Source organism: Promicromonospora sp. Populi (assembly GCF_041081105.1).
Taxonomy (GTDB): domain Bacteria; phylum Actinomycetota; class Actinomycetes; order Actinomycetales; family Cellulomonadaceae; genus Promicromonospora.
This window is the reverse complement of record NZ_CP163528.1, coordinates 1066443-1084573: the sequence shown is the minus strand read 5'-3', so window position 1 is coordinate 1084573 and position 18131 is coordinate 1066443. Positions and strand designations below refer to the sequence as shown.

Annotated in this window: 17 protein-coding genes and 1 riboswitch; of the genes, 8 read left to right on the top strand and 9 right to left on the bottom strand. The window is 72.9% G+C overall.

What is annotated here, in order from left to right; translation table 11 throughout:
• Positions 1-2: 2 nt before the first annotated feature.
• Positions 3-105: riboswitch (SAM riboswitch) on the bottom strand.
• A 126-nt stretch (positions 106-231) separates the two neighbouring features.
• Both AB1046_RS04900 and AB1046_RS04895 read right to left on the bottom strand, forming a co-directional pair.
• Positions 232-1146, bottom strand: coding sequence for a hypothetical protein (locus tag AB1046_RS04900; protein WP_369372913.1), 915 nt, complete (start codon positions 1144-1146; stop codon positions 232-234).
• A 1-nt stretch (position 1147) separates the two neighbouring features.
• Positions 1148-1651 carry an RNA polymerase sigma factor gene (locus AB1046_RS04895; RefSeq protein WP_369372911.1) on the bottom strand — a complete coding sequence of 168 codons (504 nt, stop codon included), beginning with the start codon at positions 1649-1651 and terminating at the stop codon, positions 1148-1150.
• 168 nt (positions 1652-1819) lie between these two features.
• On the opposite strand from AB1046_RS04895, the gene AB1046_RS04890 reads away from it, so the two are divergent.
• The gene (locus AB1046_RS04890; RefSeq protein WP_369372909.1) at positions 1820-2695 is read left to right on the top strand and encodes a M15 family metallopeptidase; all 876 of its coding nucleotides are present in this window, start codon (positions 1820-1822) and stop codon (positions 2693-2695) included.
• A 9-nt stretch (positions 2696-2704) separates the two neighbouring features.
• Here AB1046_RS04890 and AB1046_RS04885 read toward each other — a convergent pair whose 3' ends face one another.
• Both AB1046_RS04885 and AB1046_RS04880 read right to left on the bottom strand, forming a co-directional pair.
• Complete coding sequence (locus tag AB1046_RS04885) at positions 2705-3238, bottom strand: helix-turn-helix domain-containing protein (protein ID WP_369372907.1); 534 nt, start codon at positions 3236-3238, stop codon at positions 2705-2707.
• Positions 3178-3684, bottom strand: coding sequence for an AraC family transcriptional regulator (locus AB1046_RS04880; RefSeq protein ID WP_369372905.1), 507 nt, complete (start codon positions 3682-3684; stop codon positions 3178-3180). The genes AB1046_RS04885 and AB1046_RS04880 overlap by 61 nt, the downstream gene beginning before the upstream one ends.
• Before the next feature lie 199 nt (positions 3685-3883).
• Here AB1046_RS04880 and AB1046_RS04875 point away from each other — a divergent pair, with 199 nt between their 5' ends.
• The 3 genes from AB1046_RS04875 to AB1046_RS04865 all read left to right on the top strand — a co-directional run bounded on the left by AB1046_RS04875 (position 3884) and on the right by AB1046_RS04865 (position 6942).
• The gene (locus AB1046_RS04875) at positions 3884-4642 is read left to right on the top strand and encodes an SDR family NAD(P)-dependent oxidoreductase (protein ID WP_369372903.1); all 759 of its coding nucleotides are present in this window, start codon (positions 3884-3886) and stop codon (positions 4640-4642) included.
• A gap of 58 nt (positions 4643-4700) precedes the next feature.
• Positions 4701-5924: a YibE/F family protein gene (locus AB1046_RS04870; protein WP_369372901.1), complete on the top strand. Its 1224-nt coding sequence runs from the start codon at positions 4701-4703 to the stop codon at positions 5922-5924.
• A gap of 94 nt (positions 5925-6018) precedes the next feature.
• Positions 6019-6942, top strand: a complete 924-nt coding sequence (locus AB1046_RS04865; RefSeq protein ID WP_369372899.1) for an NADP-dependent oxidoreductase — start codon at positions 6019-6021, stop codon at positions 6940-6942.
• Positions 6943-6972: 30 nt separating this feature from the next.
• On the opposite strand, the gene AB1046_RS04860 is transcribed toward AB1046_RS04865, so the two are convergent.
• Complete coding sequence (locus tag AB1046_RS04860; protein WP_369372897.1) at positions 6973-7755, bottom strand: SDR family NAD(P)-dependent oxidoreductase; 783 nt, start codon at positions 7753-7755, stop codon at positions 6973-6975.
• Positions 7756-7881: 126 nt separating this feature from the next.
• Here AB1046_RS04860 and AB1046_RS04855 point away from each other — a divergent pair, with 126 nt between their 5' ends.
• The 3 genes from AB1046_RS04855 to AB1046_RS04845 all read left to right on the top strand — a co-directional run bounded on the left by AB1046_RS04855 (position 7882) and on the right by AB1046_RS04845 (position 10627).
• Positions 7882-8523, top strand: a complete 642-nt coding sequence (locus AB1046_RS04855) for a TetR/AcrR family transcriptional regulator (RefSeq protein WP_369372895.1) — start codon at positions 7882-7884, stop codon at positions 8521-8523.
• Positions 8524-8588: 65 nt separating this feature from the next.
• Positions 8589-9827, top strand: a complete 1239-nt coding sequence (locus tag AB1046_RS04850) for a DUF418 domain-containing protein (RefSeq protein WP_369372893.1) — start codon at positions 8589-8591, stop codon at positions 9825-9827.
• Positions 9824-10627: an SDR family NAD(P)-dependent oxidoreductase gene (locus tag AB1046_RS04845; RefSeq protein ID WP_369372891.1), complete on the top strand. Its 804-nt coding sequence runs from the start codon at positions 9824-9826 to the stop codon at positions 10625-10627. Before AB1046_RS04850 ends, AB1046_RS04845 begins: the two co-directional genes overlap by 4 nt.
• 12 nt (positions 10628-10639) lie before the next feature.
• Here the strand turns inward: AB1046_RS04845 and AB1046_RS04840 are convergent, their stop codons facing one another.
• Complete coding sequence (locus tag AB1046_RS04840) at positions 10640-11062, bottom strand: hypothetical protein (protein ID WP_369372889.1); 423 nt, start codon at positions 11060-11062, stop codon at positions 10640-10642.
• A 56-nt stretch (positions 11063-11118) separates the two neighbouring features.
• On the opposite strand from AB1046_RS04840, the gene AB1046_RS04835 reads away from it, so the two are divergent.
• Positions 11119-12501 (top strand): MFS transporter, encoded by a 1383-nt coding sequence (locus AB1046_RS04835; RefSeq protein ID WP_369372887.1) that lies wholly within the window; start codon positions 11119-11121, stop codon positions 12499-12501.
• 39 nt (positions 12502-12540) lie between these two features.
• Here AB1046_RS04835 and AB1046_RS04830 read toward each other — a convergent pair whose 3' ends face one another.
• The 3 genes from AB1046_RS04830 to AB1046_RS04820 are packed head-to-tail and all read right to left on the bottom strand — an operon-like array spanning position 12541 to position 18086.
• A complete protein-coding gene (locus tag AB1046_RS04830) occupies positions 12541-14103 on the bottom strand; it encodes an arylsulfatase (protein WP_369372885.1) in 1563 nt (520 codons plus the stop codon).
• Positions 14100-16124 carry a fumarylacetoacetate hydrolase family protein gene (locus AB1046_RS04825; RefSeq protein ID WP_369372883.1) on the bottom strand — a complete coding sequence of 675 codons (2025 nt, stop codon included), beginning with the start codon at positions 16122-16124 and terminating at the stop codon, positions 14100-14102. The genes AB1046_RS04830 and AB1046_RS04825 overlap by 4 nt, the downstream gene beginning before the upstream one ends.
• Before the next feature lie 39 nt (positions 16125-16163).
• Entirely contained in the window at positions 16164-18086 is a 1923-nt protein-coding gene (locus AB1046_RS04820; protein ID WP_369372881.1) for a glycosyl hydrolase family 28-related protein, read from the bottom strand.
• Between the last annotated feature and the right edge of the window lie 45 nt (positions 18087-18131).

The window sequence follows — 18131 nt, the reverse complement described above, 5'->3', positions numbered from 1 at the left end:
CAGCTCCATCGGACCTGGCGTTAGCACCTTGCCCGGAATTGGCGCTCCGGAGGCAGGTTGCTGCGGTGTCGTTGAGCCAGGACTCTCGACCGCTCTGGATGATTGACCTGGATCGTAAGCATGCCCGGCATGTGGTCGCGAAAGCGTCCATCCCTCGGACACTCATCTGCCTCGGACCGTCGCCAACAAAAAGTGTGCCAAGCGAGCAGCCGCACCACGGGCTACGCGCTATCACGACCCGGGTGTGTCGTCGTGCTCGGTCGGCCCCGGGCTCGGCTCGGTGCAACCCGCCCAAGTGAACTCGTTGTGCATGACGTACTGGCTGCCCTGGTCCGACTCGGCCCGGATCTCCCCGGCCAGCGGCAGCCAGGTCGCCACGTCGACCAGCAGCTCGAAGCGGGTCACGGCACCGTCCAGCACCAGGGTGTCCGAGGGGGTGATCCTGATCCGCACAACCGTCTGCCCGTCCACCGACTCCATGCCAAGGTCCTCGTGGAGGAGATAGTCCGTGCCTTCGAGCTGGGGCAGGCCGAACAGCGCACTGATCGATACCGCATGCAGCGCCTGCAGGGGCTGGTCGTCCAGCAGCACGGCCTTGGGCGGCTCCGCACCCGTCGGGGGGAGGGCGTCGAAACCGGACGTCGACTCGGTTCCGAGGGTTGAGCGCGACTTGAGCCGGCAGCTGTCACTGCCCATCGCCTGCACCGCGCGGGTGACCACGTCATCGGCCGTCAGGTCGAGGAGCCGCGACGGGTCGGAGGTCGACGCGCTCGGGGCCGAACCCGGGAGGGCACGCAGCACAGGTGGGCCGGCGAGGCTCACCGCGAGGATCGCGGCCGCGGCGGCCGCCGCCCCCCACGCGAACGCCTGCCCGCGGCGAGCTCCGGACCGGGGCCGCCAGGCGGCAGACCCGGGATCGCGCAGCAGGATCTCGACACGTTCGGTGCCGACCCGGTCCGCGGGGGCGAGTCCGGGCGCCGCATCTCCTGCGCGAGCCCGCGACTCGGCGTACAGCCGCGCCAGATCGATCTCGGGCTCGACCTCGCGCAGGGCGCGGCGCACGCGCGTCAGCTCGTTCTCGGTCTGGTCAGAGTCGGCCCGGTCGACATCGAACCGCCCAGCATCGAACTGGTCACGATCGGCCACGTCAGGCTCCTCTCTCGGTCAGCTTTTCGTAGGCCGCGCGCAGCCGCCGTCGGGCCCGGTGCACCCGGGTGGCGGCGACCGCCGTCGTGCAGCCCATGACCTGGGCGACTTCCGCCGTGGACAGCTCGGCCGCGCCGAGCAGGGCGATGACCTCGCGGTCGGCGGGGCGCAGCAGCGCCATCGCGCGCCGGAGCTCGTCGAGCTCGCCGGTCAGGCGGACCTCGTCCTGGCCTGCCGGCTCGGGATGTGCACGCACCCGCTCGACCAGCGCGATCCGCCGGTGCCGGGCGCGCGCCTGGTTCGCCATCACCCGGCGCGCCACCCCCAGGAGCCAGGCGCGTGGGTTGTCGGGCAGCTCGCCCTTGCGCCACACGATCGCGAAGACCTCGGCGACCACGTCGTCCGTCTCGGCTGCCGGGAGCCGGGAACGTGCGTAGCGGTAGACGGCGGTCGCGTGCGCAGCGAAGAGCTCCTCCGTGCGTTCGGGCGTGAGCGTGCCCGGCACGAGGGGGTGCGAATCCGTGTTCGTGGCCAGGGCGGGCTCCGGGGGTGAGGAGACATGCTTCCGACTCAGTGTGTCCGGCGGAGACCCGCCCATTACAGGTTCGTAGGTGTTGTCCACGTCACAGCCCGTGCGCTGGCATGAGGGCTTGGCCGACGTACACGAACCGGTGTGACCACCTCTTCGGACCGCCCACCCCTGCCGCGTACGACGACGGGCGCTCGCGCGCCGCTTCCGCTCACGTTGCTTCCGCGCGCGCCGCTGCTGCTCGCCCTGCTTGCGCTCGCTCTGCTGCTGCTCCTCGCGGGGTGTGCGCCCGGCGCCATCGGGACCGTGTTCCAGGAGCCACGCGCGGCAGGGGCGACGCCGGAGTCGCTCGCGCCGCCGGGCTCTGCAGAGTTGGGCCCCGCAGACCCAGCCCCGGCCCCGGCCCCGGCCCCGCCGAGCGACGAGCCGGCGATCGACCTGGCGGCGCACTCGATCACCGACCCCACGAGCCCGTGGGTGGTCGTCAACAAGGGCAGGCCGCTCGACCCGGCCTTCGAGCCCGACCTGACCACGGTCCGGGGCTACCTTGTGCAGCCGGCCGCCGCCCCCGACCTCACCGCCCTGCTGGCGGCCGCCGACGCCGACGGCGTGCACCTCACGCTGCGTAGCGCCTACCGCGCGTACGCCAAGCAGGCCCAGGTCTACGAGGGCTGGGTGGCGCAGCTCGGCGCCGCGGAGGCGGACAAGGTGTCGGCCCGCCCGGGGCACAGCGAGCACCAGACTGGCCTCGGGGTGGACGTCGGCAGCTCCACGCAAGCGGGGTGCGACTTCGAGAAGTGCTTCGGCGAGACAGTCGAGGGGCGCTGGGTCGCCGAGCATGCCGCCGCGTTCGGCTTCGTCGTCCGGTACACACCGCAGAACAGCGCCGTCACGGGGTACGCCGCCGAGGCCTGGCACCTGCGCTGGGTGGGCCGCGAACTGGCCGCCTACATGCGCGACACCGGGGTCACGACCTTGGAGGAGGTCTTCGACGTGCCCGGCGGGGGATACGCCCGCTGACACCGGATCTCACGGGCTGACGCCCAGAGGGGCGGCCTGAGGGATGCGGTTCCGGTCTCGGCCCGGTGGGGCGCCGAAGAAGCGGCGGTACTCCCGGTTGAACTGGGCCGCACTCTCGTAGCCGACGGCGAACGCCGTCTGCGTGACGCTCGAGTCCTGCGACGCGAGGATCTGGCGCGCGGTGACCAGCCGGAGCTGCTTCTGGAACTGGAGGGGGCTCGACCCGGTCACCGCGCGGAACGTGCGGTGGAACGCGGAGGCGCTCAGGCCGGCGCGCTGGGCGAGATCCTCGACCCGGAGCGGTTCGGCGGTGTTGGCCCGGATCCACTGCACCACCTGGTTGATGCGCGTGAGCTTGCTGTCGGCCAGGCCGAGCTGCCGGACCGTGTCGCCCTGCGGCCCGGTGATCAGCAGCCACAGGATCTCCCGCTGCACCATCGGCCCGAGCACGGGCAGGTCGCGCGGCCGGTCCAGCAAGAGGATCAGCCGCCCGACGGCGTCCAGCAGCTCCGCGGGCGCCCGGCTGGTCGCGAGCGCCGGCACGGCGGGGCCGCGCTCGCCGGCCCGGAGCCCGACCCGGCCCCGGAGCCCGACCCGGAGTCGGACCCGGACGCCGACCCGCGCCGGGCCCCCGGCCCTGAGCCTGCCCCCGGCGTGTCCGCTGACAGCAGCAGCTCAGCGATGGCCGAGGCGGTCAGCGTCATCCCGAAGCCCATTGCCGGGGCCACCTCGCTCGCCTCGGTGAACTGCCCGATGACCGGCAGGTCGATCGAGGTAACCAGGTACTCGCCCGGCCCGTAGTCGACGGTCTGGTTGCCGAGCCGGAGCTGCTTGGCTCCCTGGGCGATGAGCGCGAAGACGGTGCCGGTGGTCGAGGTCTCCGGCGGCCCGGACACGACCTCCCGGCACAGGGAGATGCCTGGCAGCGGCTCGCTCGTACCCGGGGGAGCACATCGGTCGATGAGGGTGCGCAGCTGGTCGAGGTCCATGAGACCACCTTCCTCTTCCAGGTTCCGGGAATCGCCGTCCGAGCAGGATCAGGCAAGAACGTGCGAGGAACGCTATCACCATCGGGCCCTTGCATCGCCTTGACTTGTCGAGGGGGCAGAGCGCCGCGGCGCCTGCCTCAGGCCGTCGGCCAACAGCACTATTCGACAAGCAGCACACGATCAGGACACGAGGTACACCATGTCGATCACCATCGTCGTCGGAGCCAGCTCCGGCATCGGGCAGGCCGCCGCGATCCGCGCCGCGGAGGGCGGGTCCGGCGTCATCGTCACCTACAACTCCAACAAGGACGGCGCGGCCGAGACCGTCTCCCGCATCCAGGAGGCCGGCGGCACCGCCGTCGCCCTCCCGCTCGACGTCGGCGACAGTGCAACGTTCCCCGCGTTCCGCACCGCCGTCGAACAGGCCCTGGCCGATACCTGGGGCGCGCAGAAGTTCACCGGGCTGGTCAACAACGCCGGGATGGGCGGCGGCACCCTGTTCGCCGACACCACCGAGGAGCAGCTCGACCACTTCTACAGCGTCATCTTCAAGGGCCCGTACCTGGTCACGCAGGCACTGCTCCCGCTGCTCGACGACGGCGGGGCGATCGTGAACACCGCCAGCAACTCGGCGGGCACGGCCGGGCTGTCGGAGGGGTACTCGGCGTACGGGTCGATGAAGGGCGCGGTCATCGTGCTGACCAGGTACCTCGCCAAGGAGCTCAGCGGCCGCCGCATCCGCGTGAACTCCGTGTCCCCGGGGCCGACGCGCACCCCGTTCGCCGGTGGGGCATTCGAGGAGTTCCCCGAGATGACGGCGCAGCTCGTCCAGCGCACGGCCCTCGGGCGGATCGGTGAGCCCGACGATGCGGGCTCGGTCATCGCCTTCCTGCTGTCCGACGGCGCCCGCTGGGTCACCGCGCAGGACATCGAGGTCGCGGGCGGGTTCAACCTGTAGCGGGCCCGTACCGCGCCCTCCCCGCGCCCGCCTCCGGCCGGTGGGTCAGGATGTGCGCATGCCGCCCTCCCACTCGCACGGCTCGGCCGGCCCTGCCGCGCCCCGCACGACGTTTCTGCTGGTCATGACCCTGGTCTCGGCGCTCCTGCTGACGCTGGCCGGGCTGTGGCTGCTGTGGCCGGACGGCGGCGACGTGCCCGGCCGGGTGCAGGCGCGGGCGGAGGGCACGTCGTTCGTCGACGTGACGGTGGCGGGCCCCGCGGACCCGGCCACCGGCAGCATCCCGGTCGAGCTCGCGGACGGCAGCCAGTCGCAGATGCAGTCGCCCGGACCGTCGGTGCCGCTCGCCACCGGCGACCACATCACCGCCGTCGACATCTCCCAGGTCGCGCAGCCCGGCGTCGACCCGCTCGTGTTCATGGACTTCCAGCGCGACCTGCCGATCGCGCTGCTGGCGGCCGTGTTCGCCGTCGTCGTGCTGCTCGTCGCACGATGGCGCGGGCTGGCCGCCATGGCCGGGCTGGGGCTCGCCTTCGTGGTGCTCCTGGGGTTCACGATCCCGGCCCTGCTCGCGGGCGAGTCCGCGATCGGCGTGGCGCTCGTGACGTCGTCCCTGGTCATGTTCGTCACGCTGTACCTGGCGCACGGGCTGTCCGCGCGCACGTCGACGGCGCTGCTCGGCACCCTGGTCGGCCTCGCGCTGACCGCCGGCCTCGCCGCGTGGGCCTCGGGCGCCGCGTACATGACCGGGACCAGCTCCGAGGCGTCGGCGTTCCTGCCGTCCAGCGCACCCGGCGCCGACCTGCGCGGGATCGCGCTGTGCGGCATGGTCCTGGCGGGCATGGGTGTGCTGAACGACGTGACGATCACCCAGGCCTCGGCCGTGTGGGAGCTGCGGGGCGCCGCACCGGCGGCGTCGCGCACCGAGCTGTTCACGCGCGCCATGCGGATCGGGCGCGACCACATCGCCTCGACCGTCTACACGATCGCTTTCGTGTACGTCGGCGCATCCCTGCCGCTCCTGATGATGGTCTGGCTCGTGGACCAGTCGCCGGCGACGTCCCTGACCTCGGGCGAGATCGCCGAGGAGGTGGTGCGCACCCTCGTCGGCTCGATCGGGCTCGTGCTCGCCATCCCGATCACCACCTGGATCGCCACGCTCGTGGTCCCGGGGCCGGACGGGGGAGGCGGCCTGACGGCGCCCGAGCCGCGCTCGGACCCGGAGCTGATGGCGCCGGTGTCTCAGGACTGGGCCGAGGCGCGGGCGCCGGAGGGGCGCTGAGCGTGCCCGGCATGTTCTGTGGTCCTGGATGGTTACGCGGAGGGTTACTTGTGCGGGGCGCCGGACGCCGTCCCGAATCGGGGGAGGAAGCATCATGCGAGCAGTTGTCTTCGACGAGTTCGGCGGTCCTGAGGTTCTGCACATCGGCGAGGTGCCGGAGCCGCAGGCCGGGCCGGGGCAGGTCCGGGTGCGGGTCGAGGCCGTGGGCCTGAACGCGTTCGACGGCAAGGTCCGGTCCGGCGCCATGGAGGCTGTCTTCTCGACGCCGCTCCCGGCAGTTCCCGGGCTTGAGGTCGCCGGGGTCGTGGACCAGGTGGGGGCCGGCGCCCACGGGGTCGACGCCGACGGGGACAGCATCGAGGTCGCCGTCGGCGACCGGGTCACCGGCTGGACTCGCCGGGGCGCCGCGGAGCTCGCCGTCCTCGACCGCTGGGCGCCGGTCCCGGACGGGATGGACGCGACCCAGGCTGCCGCGCTGCCCGTGGTGGGCGAGACGGCGCTGCGCGCGCTGCGCATCCTCGACCCGCAGGTGGGGGAGGTCCTGCTGGTGCACGGCGCCAGCGGCGGGATCGGCGGGCTGGTGACCCAGCTCGCGGCCGCGTCCGGCGTGATCGTCATCGGCACGGCGTCGGCGGCCAACCAGGACCGGGTCGCCAAGTACGGGGCGACCCCCACGACCTATGGCGAGGGCCTCGTCGAACGGGTCCGCGCGCTGGCGCCCGTCGTCGACGCCGTGCTCGACACCACCGGCCACGGGGTGCTCCCGGACAGCATCGAGCTGCGCGGTGGCACCGAACGTGTCCTGACCATCACCGACCCGGCCGCCCACGGCCTGGGCGTCAAGTTCACCGAGCGGTCGGAGCCGTCGGCCGCGCAGCTCGGTGGGCTGATCGACCTCGTGGGCGAGGGCGGGGTGTCTGTCCCCGTCGCGACCGTGCTGCCCCTGGCGGAGGCGGCCCGCGCGCAGGGCCTGGTCGACGACGGCCACTCCGGCGGCAAGGTGGTTCTCGTCCCCTGACGGTCCGGTTCGGCTGCTGGCTGAGCGGCGTCAGTCGATCGCCGAGAAGACCAGGTCCGCGCGGTCGCGCTTGGTCGCGAGCTGCCAGGCGGCTTCAGCGATCTCGTCCGGGTCGAGGGACATCGTGGCGAGCTTCTCGGCGTCCAGGCCGGACTCAGAGAGGCCGTCGACCGCGTGGGCCGACATCGCGGTGTAGATGTCGCCGCCGCGCACGCCGCCACCGATCACCAGCGAACCGACATAGACACCGCTGTCGACGAGCGCGGCCTTCAGGGTCACCGCGTAGGTGTGCAGCGCGGCGGCGGCCAGCGCCAGGTTGCCGAGCGGCGGCATCGGGCGGACGGCGCTGAGGCCGGTGGGCAGCAGGACCACCCCGCGCCCCCGCTCGCGCATCCCAGGGAGTGTTGCCGAGACTGCGTTGACCGCCGGCGGCACGATGGCGGTCAGGGCGCGCAACGCGGACTCGCCCGTGACCTGGTCGATCGGTACCGGGAAGCTGCCGGGGTCCATGGCGGCGGGGCCGAAGTAGAGCACCTCGACCGGGCCGAGCTGTTCGGTGATCCGGGCCAGCACCTTCGTCTGCGCCTCGGGGTCCAGGACGTCGGCGACCTCGGCGATCGCCGTCGTGCCCTCGTTGCGGAGGCGTTCGAGGTACGCGGGGTGCCGGTCCGCGGAGCGAGAGACGACGGCGACCGGGTGGCCGGCCTTGCCGAACCTGCTCGCCATCGCCAGGCCGAGGCCAGGGCCGACCCCCAGCACCACCGCGGCGCCCGGACGTTCGTTGTTCGTCTCTCCAGCGTGATCTGTGGTCACGGTGTGTTCTCCTCGTCGAATTCTCGGGAAACTGAGGGATGCCTCAAGTTCGCTTGAACCCTAGCCCAAAGATGAGGCCATCCTCAACTAAAAACTGAGGACGGCCTCAACTAGTACAGTGGGCCCATGCCGAGCGTCAGCAGCCGACCGCGCCGCCGCGACGCCGTCGCCAACCGGGAGAAGCTCGTGGCTGCCGCCGAGACGGTGTTCGCCGAGCACGGAGTGACGGGTTCGCTGGAGGAGATCGCGCGGCGCGCCGAAGTGAGCATCGGGACCCTCTACAACCACTTCCCGAACCGCGGGTCCCTGCTCGACGCCGTGTACCCCGCGCGCATCGCGGCGCTCGCGGGCACGGCGCAGACCGCGCTCGCCGACGACGACCCGTGGCGCGGCTTCAGGACCTTTCTGGTCCAGGTCTTCGAGCTGCAGGCGACCGACCGCGGCATGAACGACGCGATGACCCTGCGCTACCCGGACGCGACGGCGCTCGCCGCTGCCTGCGACGAGGGATTCGCCTCCGCCAGCCAGCTCGTCGAGCGCGCGCAGGCATCGGGCGCCCTCCGTGCCGACTTCCAGATGGAGGACCTGGCGTCCCTGGTCTGGTCCGTCTCCCGCATCGTCTCCGCGACCGTCGACGTCGCGCCCGATGCGTGGCGACGCTTCCTCGACCTGCAGCTCGACGGTCTGCGCGCGGAGGGCGCCCACCCGCTGTCCGCGCCGGCGATGACCGCCGAGCAGGTAGCGACGGCGATGCGCGCGGGAACCTGAGCTGACCCGAGGGCCGGTGAGTCATCTGGCGGCGTGGCGTCGTCCCGCCTGGCACGATGACGCCCATGACGGCTGAACCCCTGCCCGCGACGGCGACGCCCACCGGGCTGTCCGAGCGCGCGCTCGGACCCGACCTCGCCCGCGGTGTGATGCTGCTGTTCATCGCGCTGGCCAACTCGCACTACTTTCTGGTCGGCGAGCGGTACGTCGGCGGGTTCCCGGCCGACGGGTCTTGGCTCGACTCGGCGGTGGCGTGGCTGATCTCCACCTTCGTGGACGGCCGGGCGTTCCCGATGTTCGGGCTGCTGTTCGGCTACGGCGTGGCGCACATCGTGCGGCGCAACGCCTACCTCGGCCCGCGCGTCGTGAACACGATCCTGCGCCGGCGCTCGCTGATCCTCGTCGTCGTCGGCCTGCTCGACGCCGTCCTGTTCTACGCGGGCGACATCCTCGCGATGTACGGGGTGCTGCTGTTCGTCGGGATCCTGCTGGTGCGCCGGTCCGACGGCTGGCTGCTGGCCGTGGCGGCGGTGTTCTTCCTGCTCAACGCGCTGCCGGGCGTGGACTCGATGTCGATCAGCACAACCGGGCCGGACGCCGCGGCGCTGCCGCCCGACCTCGCCACCATGTTCTCCGAACGGGCGGTGGTGGCCGCGATCGTCGCGTTCGGCGGCCCCATCGGGTTCATGTGCCCGTTCGCGATCGGCCTGTGGGCCGGACGACGCCAGGTCCTCGAGCGGCCCGCCGAGCACCGGGTGCTGCTGCGGATCGTCGCGGCCGTGGGTATCGCGGCCGCCGTGCTCGGCGCGCAGCCCGCGGCGCTGCTGGTCGCCGGTGTGTACGAGCGCCCGGCCGACGGCGTGCTGCAGTGGTTCGGCCCGCTGCACGACGTGACCGGGGTGCTGGGCGGGTTCGGGTACGCGGCCCTGATCTGCCTGGTCGCCACCCGCCTGCGGAACCACGGCCTGGTCGCGGCGATCGCCGCCACCGGTCAGCGGTCGATGACGTGCTACCTGCTGCAGTCGCCAGTCTGGTTCGTGGTCTTCACGCCATTCCTGCTCGGCCTCGCCGACCAGCTCACGGTGGCGAGCACCGCGCTGCTCGCGGCGGGAGTGTGGGCAGCGTCGGTGGTTTTGGCCGAGTGGATGCGCCGCACCGGGCGGCGCGGCCCGTTCGAGACGCTGACGCGGCGGGTGACGTACTCGGCGCGACCGGGCAGTGCGGCACCGGGCAGTGCGGCACCGGGCGGTGCGGCGCCCGGCAGCTCGCCCTCCGGTAGCTCAGCACCTGGCAGTGCGAGGTGAGCCGCGTCTGGTTCGTGACCGGCGCGAGCCGAGGGCTCGGCCGCGCGATCGTGACGGCAGCCCTGGAGCACGGCGACCGTGTGGCGGCGACGGCGCGCGACCTGGCCTCCCTCGACGACCTCGTCGCGGAGCACGGCGACGCCGTCGTGCCGCTGCGCCTGGACGTGACCGAGCCGGCCCAGGCGGTCGCCGCGGTGCGGACCGCCGTGGACCGGCTCGGCCGCATCGACGTCGTGGTGAACAACGCCGGGTACGGGCTGTTCGGCTACGTCGAGGAGATCACGCCGGAGCAGCTGCGCGCCCAGCTGGAGGTGAACCTCATCGGCGTGCTGCACGTGACCCAGGCGGCGCTGCCCGTGCTGCGGGCGCAGGGCTCGGGGCACGTGGTCCAGGTGTCCAGCTCCAGCGGCGTCGCCGCCTGGCCCGGGCTCGGCGGCTACAGCGCGTCCAAGTGGGCGCTCGAAGGGCTCACCGAGGCGCTCGCCCAGGAGGTCGCCGGGTTCGGCATCCACGTCACGCTCGTCGAGGCCGGACCGGTGGACACCGCGTGGCGCGGAGAGTCGGCGGCGCACGCCGCACAGCTCCCGGCGTACGACGCGCTCCGAGCGGCCGCCTGGCACCCACCCGGTTCGTCGTCGCCGGCCGATGTCGCCCGCGTGGTCCTCGCGGTCGTCGACGCGGACGAGCCGCCGCTGCGGATCCTGGTGGGCGACCTCGCGGCGGACGCCGTTCTGCCGATCACCGAGGAACGGATCGCCGCGTGGCGGCGCTGGGAAGCTCTGGGCCGCTCGCCTGGCTGATGGCCGCCGCGCTCACTCCGTGCGCCAGCCCGGGAGCAGGCGGTCCAGGGCGGTGGCAAGGGGGACGGACTCGCCGTCCTTGCCGCCCGCGCCGAGGATCAGCGGGGGACGGCGCGGTTCGAGCCGGATGCCGCGCACCCGGTCTAGCAGGCCGATCGGCGCGGTGAGCACGTAGAACGCGCCGTCCGTGCTGACGCCGGCCGTCCGGTCGACCCGCAGGTACCAGCCCGTCAGCCCGGTGCGGGCTGTGCCGCGTCCGCCGTAACCCTGGACCTGGAGATCCCCGGGAACGAGCCCGGCGGCCGTGGCGGCGGCCACGAAGTCGCGGAGCATCGCCTCGGCGCGGGTGTGCTCGGCGTCCTGGCGCGCCTCCAGGCGCTCGGCCTGCACACGCACCGCCTCGGCCCGCTGCCGGGCCCACCCGTCATCACGCATGCGCGCAGTCTCGCACCCCAGCCACGCGGTACGCCCGACAGTCGTAGGGTGATCAGGTGCCCAGAGCAACCGAACCCGATGCCGCCGGGGGAGAGGGCTTCGACCGGCGCCTGATCGCGCCGATGGTCCTCGGCTCGGTGCTCAACCCGCTCAACACGTCACTGCTGGCGGTGGCGCTCGTGCCGATCGGCATTGCGTTCGGCGCGCCGCCGTCGGAGACCGCGTGGCTGGTCAGCGCGCTGTACCTCGCGTGCGCCGTGGGCCAGCCGGTCGTCGGGCGGCTGGTCGACACCTACGGGCCGCGCCGGCTGTACCTGATCGGCACGGCGCTCACCGGCGCGGCGGGCCTGCTCGGTACGTTCGCCCCAACGCTGGGCTGGCTGGTCGTCGCCCGGGTGCTCATCGGGCTCGGCACCTGCGCGGGCTACCCGGCGGCGATGGCGCTCATCAAGCGCGAAGGGCGTCGCACCGGCCAGGCCTCGCCCGCGGGGGTGCTGGCCACGCTGTCGTTCGCCAACCAGGTGATAGCGGTGGTGGGGCCGTCGCTCGGCGGGCTGCTCGTGGACCTCGGCGGCTGGCGCACCGTGTTCTTCGTCAACGTGCCGTTCGCGATCGCGTGCCTCGTGCTGGGCGGGCTGATCCTGCCGAAGGACGACACGCCCGACGCGGCCGCCGCCAGGAGCCCCCGGCGCCGCTGGGACGTCCCAGGGATCGTGCTGTTCGCCGTGGCGCTCGTCTCGCTGATGCTGTTCCTCATGGACCCCGCGGTCGAAGCCGCCTGGCTCGTCGGGATCACGGCCGTGGCCGGCGCCGGGTTCGCGTGGCGCGAGCTGCGCACGGAGGACCCGTTCCTGGATGTCCGGGTGCTGGGGCAGAACCGCCCGCTGCTGCTCACGTATGTGCGGCAGATGCTCAGTGCGGTGGTCATGTACTGCGTGGTCTACGGGCTGCCCCAGTGGCTGGAGCACGGGCGCGGGCTCTCGCCGTCGCACACCGGGTTGGTGGTGCTGCCGATGTTCGCTACAGCGATGCTGTTCACCGTGCTGACGGGGCGGCGCTCGGCGATCCTGGGCAAGCTGCTCGCCGGGTCGATCGCCCAGGTCCTCGCCTGCGCGGCACTGCTGCTGCTCGACGGCGGCACGGCCGTCGTCTGGCTGTGCGTCGCCGCCGCGCTGCACGGCATACCGCAGGCCCTGAACGGCCTGGCCAACCAGAACGCCCTCTACGAACAGGCGACCCCGGACCAGATCGGCGCGGCGTCCGGCCTGTTCCGCACGTTCATGTACCTCGGCGCCCTGAGCGCGACGGCGGCCACTGCGTCGGCCTTCCGGCAGCAGCCCGACACCGCCGGCCTCCACGCCCTGGCCCTCTTCGCGACCGCCTGCGCGCTGATCCTCCTGGCGACGGTAGTCACGGAACTCCTGATCCGCCGCCGCTGACCGATCTGCGGTCGACGGGTCCGGAACACCGCCCCGCGGTCAGTCCGGGAGGACCGACCGCTCCAGGCCTCGTGAGCGGTAGTACGCCAGGAGGCGGTCCCACTCGATCACCCCGTTCTCCCGGGCCCACACCTCCCAGCAGTGCTCCAGCCGCGTGACGACGTCGGCGTGCTGGGCAGCGACGTCGTGCGCCTCGCCGCGGTCCGCCTCGATCCTGTACAGCTCCCATGGCCGCCCGGCCTCGCGCACCAGCTTCCACGGGCCGTGCCGTACCGCGGAGTTCCCGAGGTGCTCCCAGAACAGCGGCCGCTCGATCGCCGGCTCACCGCGCCACTGGTCGAGCATGCTCACACCCGACATGCCGCCCGTGTTCCCGCCGACGGCGCGCAGCACGGTCGGCGCGATGTCCACCACGTGGCCCGGCTCACCCGTGCGGCTCCCGGGAAGGACCCCGCCCGCGGGCCACGATGCGATCAGCGGGGACGCGATGCCGCCCTCGTGCACCCACCGCTTGTACAGCCGGAACGGCGTGTTCGACAGGTGCGCCCACGCCCGGCCATAGCTCGCGTACGAGTCCTCGGGCCCCGGCACGATGTCGGGGGAGTTGCCCACCCGCACGGCCCGCCCGTCCCGCGTCGTCGGCGGGGACATGTCCGCTGGCATGCGGCCCGACGGCGTCGGCAGCTCCTCCGCGGACGCCCCGTTGTCGGAGCAGAACACCACCAGCGTGTCGTCGAGCGTGCCCTGCGCCTCGAGCTGGTCGAGCAGCGTGCCCACACCCCGGTCCATGGCCTCGACCTGCGCCGCGTAGACCGCCATGCGCTCGGCCTCCCACCCCGGGTCGGGCGCCTCCGCCCACGCCGGTACCCGCGGGTCGCGCAGCGGCTCAGCCGTCCCGGTGCCCAGGCCGACACGGCGTTGCTCGGCGATCCGGCGCTCGCGGAGCCGGTCCCAGCCGGCGAGGTAGCGCTCGCGGTACTTCGCGACGTCCGCCTCCCGCGCGTGCAGCGGCCAGTGCGGCGCCGTGTACGCGAGGTACAGGAACCACGGTGTGCCGGCCTGGTGCGCGCGCTCGACGAACCCGCGCGCGTACCGCGTCAGGTCGTCCGTCAGGTAGTAGTCGCCGGCGGTGGCCGACAGCGGCAGCCGCTCCTCACCGTCCACCAGCGGCGGGCTGTAGGAGCTGACGGCGCCGTGCAGGATGCCGTAGAACTCGTCGAACCCGCGGTGGGTGGGCCACGTCTCGTCGGGCACGGACACCTGCGACGACAGGTGCCACTTGCCCGTGAGCGCCGTGGTGTACCCGACTGTGCGCAGCCGCTCGGCGAGCGTCGGCACGGCGGGGTCCAGGGAGCCGCGGTACCCGTGCGGCCGGTCGTCGCTGGTGAGCACACCGATGCCGACGTCGTGCGGGTGCCGCCCGGTGAGCAGCGCCGCACGGGACGGGCTGCAGCGGGGCGTCACGTAGAAGGAGCTCATCCGCACCCCGCGCCGCGCCAGCCGGTCCAGCGCCGGGGTGTCGATCTCGCCGCCGAACGAAGCGAGGTCGGAGAAGCCGAGGTCGTCGGCGAGGATCACCAGCACGTCTGGCCTGCGTGTCATGACGGCTCCTTGAGGCCGGCCGGCGTGCCGGGGAGATCGTCCGGCGCGATCCGCACCCGCACCGCGCCCAGGCCCTCGATGCCCGCCGTGATGTCCAGCCCCGCCGCATACTCCGCGCGGGTGACTCGCAGGCGGGCCGACGTCGCGCCGAGCGTCACCACGTCCCCGGGGAACAGGGTGATCATGCGCGAGATCGTGGCGAGCAGCTCGGCCGGCCCGGCCGCGTACGCGGCAGTCGTGCCGCGCGTCTCGGTGCCGCCGACTCCGCCCGTCCGCAGCCGCATCTCGCGTCCGGACCAGCCGCCCGGGTCGGGCAGAGAGTCGACGGGCGTGAGCGGGCGCGGCGCGGGGAGCACCACGTTGAAGCCGTCCGCCCACCGCCCGTACACCGCGCCGATGCCGCGCTCGCCGGCGCGGGCAGGCTCGGCGACGGCGTCGTGGAACGACTGGTCGCACAGCGACACCAGGGGCGTGTACCCGAGCACAAGGTCGTCGCCGGAGTCGTCGCTCGTGGAAGTGTCGGCGGCCAGCCGCCGCACCACCAGCGCCAGCTCGACCGCGATCACCAGGTCGGTGGCGCGGGCCGGCACACGCACGGTCGGTCCGACGCCGGGCGCCGCGGGGTCAGGCAGCACGGTGTCCGCCGGCGCCATGCCGGCCCCCGTCGCGTCGTCCGCCGCACCCGCGGACAGCGCCGAGGCAGGCCCGTTCAGGAAGCGCGGCACGGCCAGCCGCGGCAGACCGTCCGGGTCGAGCGCGTCGACGGGAGCGCCGTTGCCGAAGGCGGTCCAGAAGTGCCGGGTGTCCGTGACGGACCAGTCCCCGGGCGACCGAGGCGCCGTCGTGCCGGGCTGTTCGCGCTCGCGCAGCGCGAGCTCTCGCACGGCCCACGAGGAGTGCTGGGTGAGGTCGGGCGGGCCCGACCCGGCGTCGGGCACCACCACCGGGTTGGCCAGGGTGCCCACCGACTCGATCTCGACCTCCAGGCGCGTGCCGGCGGCGATCTCGCCGGGCGTGACGGGCAGGCCGTCGACGCCCATGGTGCCGAAGTGGATCACGTCGCCCACGTGCAGCGACGCGAACGACGAGTACCAGGCGATGACCCGCTCGATGCCGAGCAGCGTGGCCCCGCTGTGGGCGCGGTCGCGCGTGCGGCCCGACTGCCGCGTCCACATCAGGAGGTTGTACGGGTCGCCGACCTCGTCCTTCGTGACGAGGTACGGGCCCATGGGGCACAGGGTGTCGGCCTTCTTGCCGCCCCAGGAGGCGGTGGCCTGGTACAGCCAGTCGCTGTAGCCGGGTGGCAGCGAGTAGCCGGTGCCGACGTTGCCGGGGACGGCGGAGTAGTAGTGGGTGCCGGACACGTCGTCCACCACCGTGTAGCCCGCGACGTGCTCCATCGCCCGTTCGACCGGGATGTACCGCCCAGCCCGGCCGATCACCACGGCCAGCTCGACGTTGTAGGCCATGGCCGGGAGGTGGTTGTCGTGCCGCATGACGACGGGCGCGCCCTGGCCCACCACCGCCCCCTGCGGCCGCTGGTGGCCCAGCGGGAACAGGTTCACCAGCGGCACGTGCGGCTTGTTGCGTACGAACGACGGCGAGTTCGTCACCAGCCCCCAGCACAGGCGTGGCCGGGGGACGGGGGCGAGCAGCTCGATATCGCCGGCCGGGTCGCCGGCTGGGTCGCCGGCAGGCTCACCGGCAGAGTCGCCTACCAGGTGGCCCGACCGCGGCAGGATCGTCGCGTCGGTCTGCGCCGCGAATCGCTCGATCGCGGTGACGAGCCGGGACAGGGCGACCAGCCCGGCGTCGTCCAGGGCGAGGAAGCCGACCAGCGTGTCCGGCCACTGCCCCGCCAGGAAGCCCGGGGCAGCGGCCGGACCCGAGGACGGGATGGTCGCGTGAGCGGCCAGCGCGGCCTCGGCCAGGGCTGGCTCGATCAGCCACTCCCGGCCGCCCTCCCGCACCACGACCCCCCAGCGCTCGGTGCCCTGGGCCAAGAAGCTGGCTAACCTCACTGATGTCCTCTCATTACCGGTCCGCCCAGGTGTCGCCGCTCACGACGTCTCCTCGGCCCCCGGCACCTCGACCGTGGCGCCGTTCCGGTTCAGGTACCCGGCGACGATCACCCGGTACCAGCGCCGGCCGTCGGAGATGGCGAGCGTCGGGAACGGTCCCAGCGCGTCGGGCACCATCACGATGCCACCGGCGACGGGCTCGGGCAGGTCGGCCACCGGGTTCGGGGCGAGCTGGATGCCGTGGGCGTAGACGGTCCGCATCCTGTTCTCCGCCGACCCGAGGTCGCGCTCGTTGTCGGTGGTGGGGACCACGCCGTCGGCCCCGACCTGGACCACGGCTACGCCGTTGGCCTCGGGCGTGGACGCCACCAGCTCGACGACGGCGGCACCCGTGTTGTCCGTCGGCACCACCCGCACCCCGCCCTTCACGCCGGGTCCGGCTCCCGCGACCTGCGCGGACGCCGCGAGGAAGCTGCCGTAGGCGTCGCCCGCGGCGTACCCGTCGGGGGCGGTGGCCCGGATCACCGACGCACCGTTGCGCACGGAGGTGAGCTCGTGCTCGTTGGCGCCGGGGCCGCGGCGCTGGATGTAGCAGCCCTCGCCGACGGCACCCGCCATCACCACGGGGGCGCCCGGGTCCAGGATGTTCCCGCTGATCGTCGACCCCGTCATGGTGCCGGCCACGCGCACGGGTGCGTTCGCGGCCACCGTGTTGGCGCCGAACGCGTTGCCCATCACGGAGATGCCCGACGCGTTGGCGGCGAACCGCACCGCCGCCCGGACGATGCTCCGTTCGAGGTTCCAGTTGTCGAACGAGTTGGCCGAGATCGTGATCTCGGAGGCCGACTGCTCGAACGCCACCGGGTCCAGGTTGATCCAGTTGAAGGTGTTCCCGGTGATGGTGACGTTGTGCGCGTCGACGCCGCGGAACAGGATGGCGTTCGGCGGCCGGGCCCCGCCCGGCTCCACCCCGCCGCCGCCGATCACGTTGCCCGCGATCGTGAGGTTGCTGCCGCCCGCGGTGATGTCGATGGCCGGCCCGGTCGCGTGCTCGACGACGTTGCCGACGATCGTCGAGTTGATGATGCCGCCGACGAAGAACCGCCGGCCGATGTCGACCAGGTTGTTGGAGATCACCGCGCCGCGGAAGTTCGCGTTGTCGGCGCCGGTGGTCGCTATGCACTGGTTCATGCTGTGGAAGTGGTTGCCCTCGATGAGCCACTTGCGCATCCCGTAGGGCAGCAGGTGCAGGGGGTCGCCCTCGGTGCCACCGGTGGGCCACTGGACCGTCAGGGCCGTGCCGGAGATCGCCACCAGGTTGTTGGTGAACATCAGCCCGCGCCCGATGTGCACCACCGCCTGGTTGAACGAGACGAACGTGCACTCGGTGATGGTCGCGTCCATGTCGTCGGTGTTGGTGGTCCGGGCGGTGCGGATCGCCACCGAGTTGGGTGTGCGGGTCCGCGTGACGAACGACAGCCCCCGGATGCCGCACAGCGGGGCACGCATCTCCAGGCCGATGCCGTCGAAGTCCACGAAGATCAGCGACGTGCGCACGCCCATGGTGCCCTGGCCCGCCAGGACTATGCGGTTGAGGTTCACCGGCTCGGTGAACTCGGTGTCCTGGACCACCAGCGGCGAGGTGATGCGGTAGGTCCCGGGCGGGAACCAGACGATCTTGCTGAGCCGCTCGAACTGCGCGTCGATGGCGGCCTGGATGGCGGCGGTGTCGTCGTTGACACCGTCCGCCAGGGCGCCGAACTCCTGCGGGGTCGTGGCGCCGGAGATGTCCAGGGTGGCGAGCGAGGGGTCGGCGAGCTGCGGCGGGTCGTCCACGGGGGCGGTGCCGAGCGGAGCGGCGTAGGCGGGGGACAGGGGGGCGGACACGGCACCGGCGGCAGTCGCCAGGCCGGCCAGGCCGGCGGTCCAGAGCATGTTCCGTCGGGTCACGGGCTGGGGCATCGTTGCTTTCCTTCCGTTGAGCCTTACGGGGGAGCCGGTGGAACC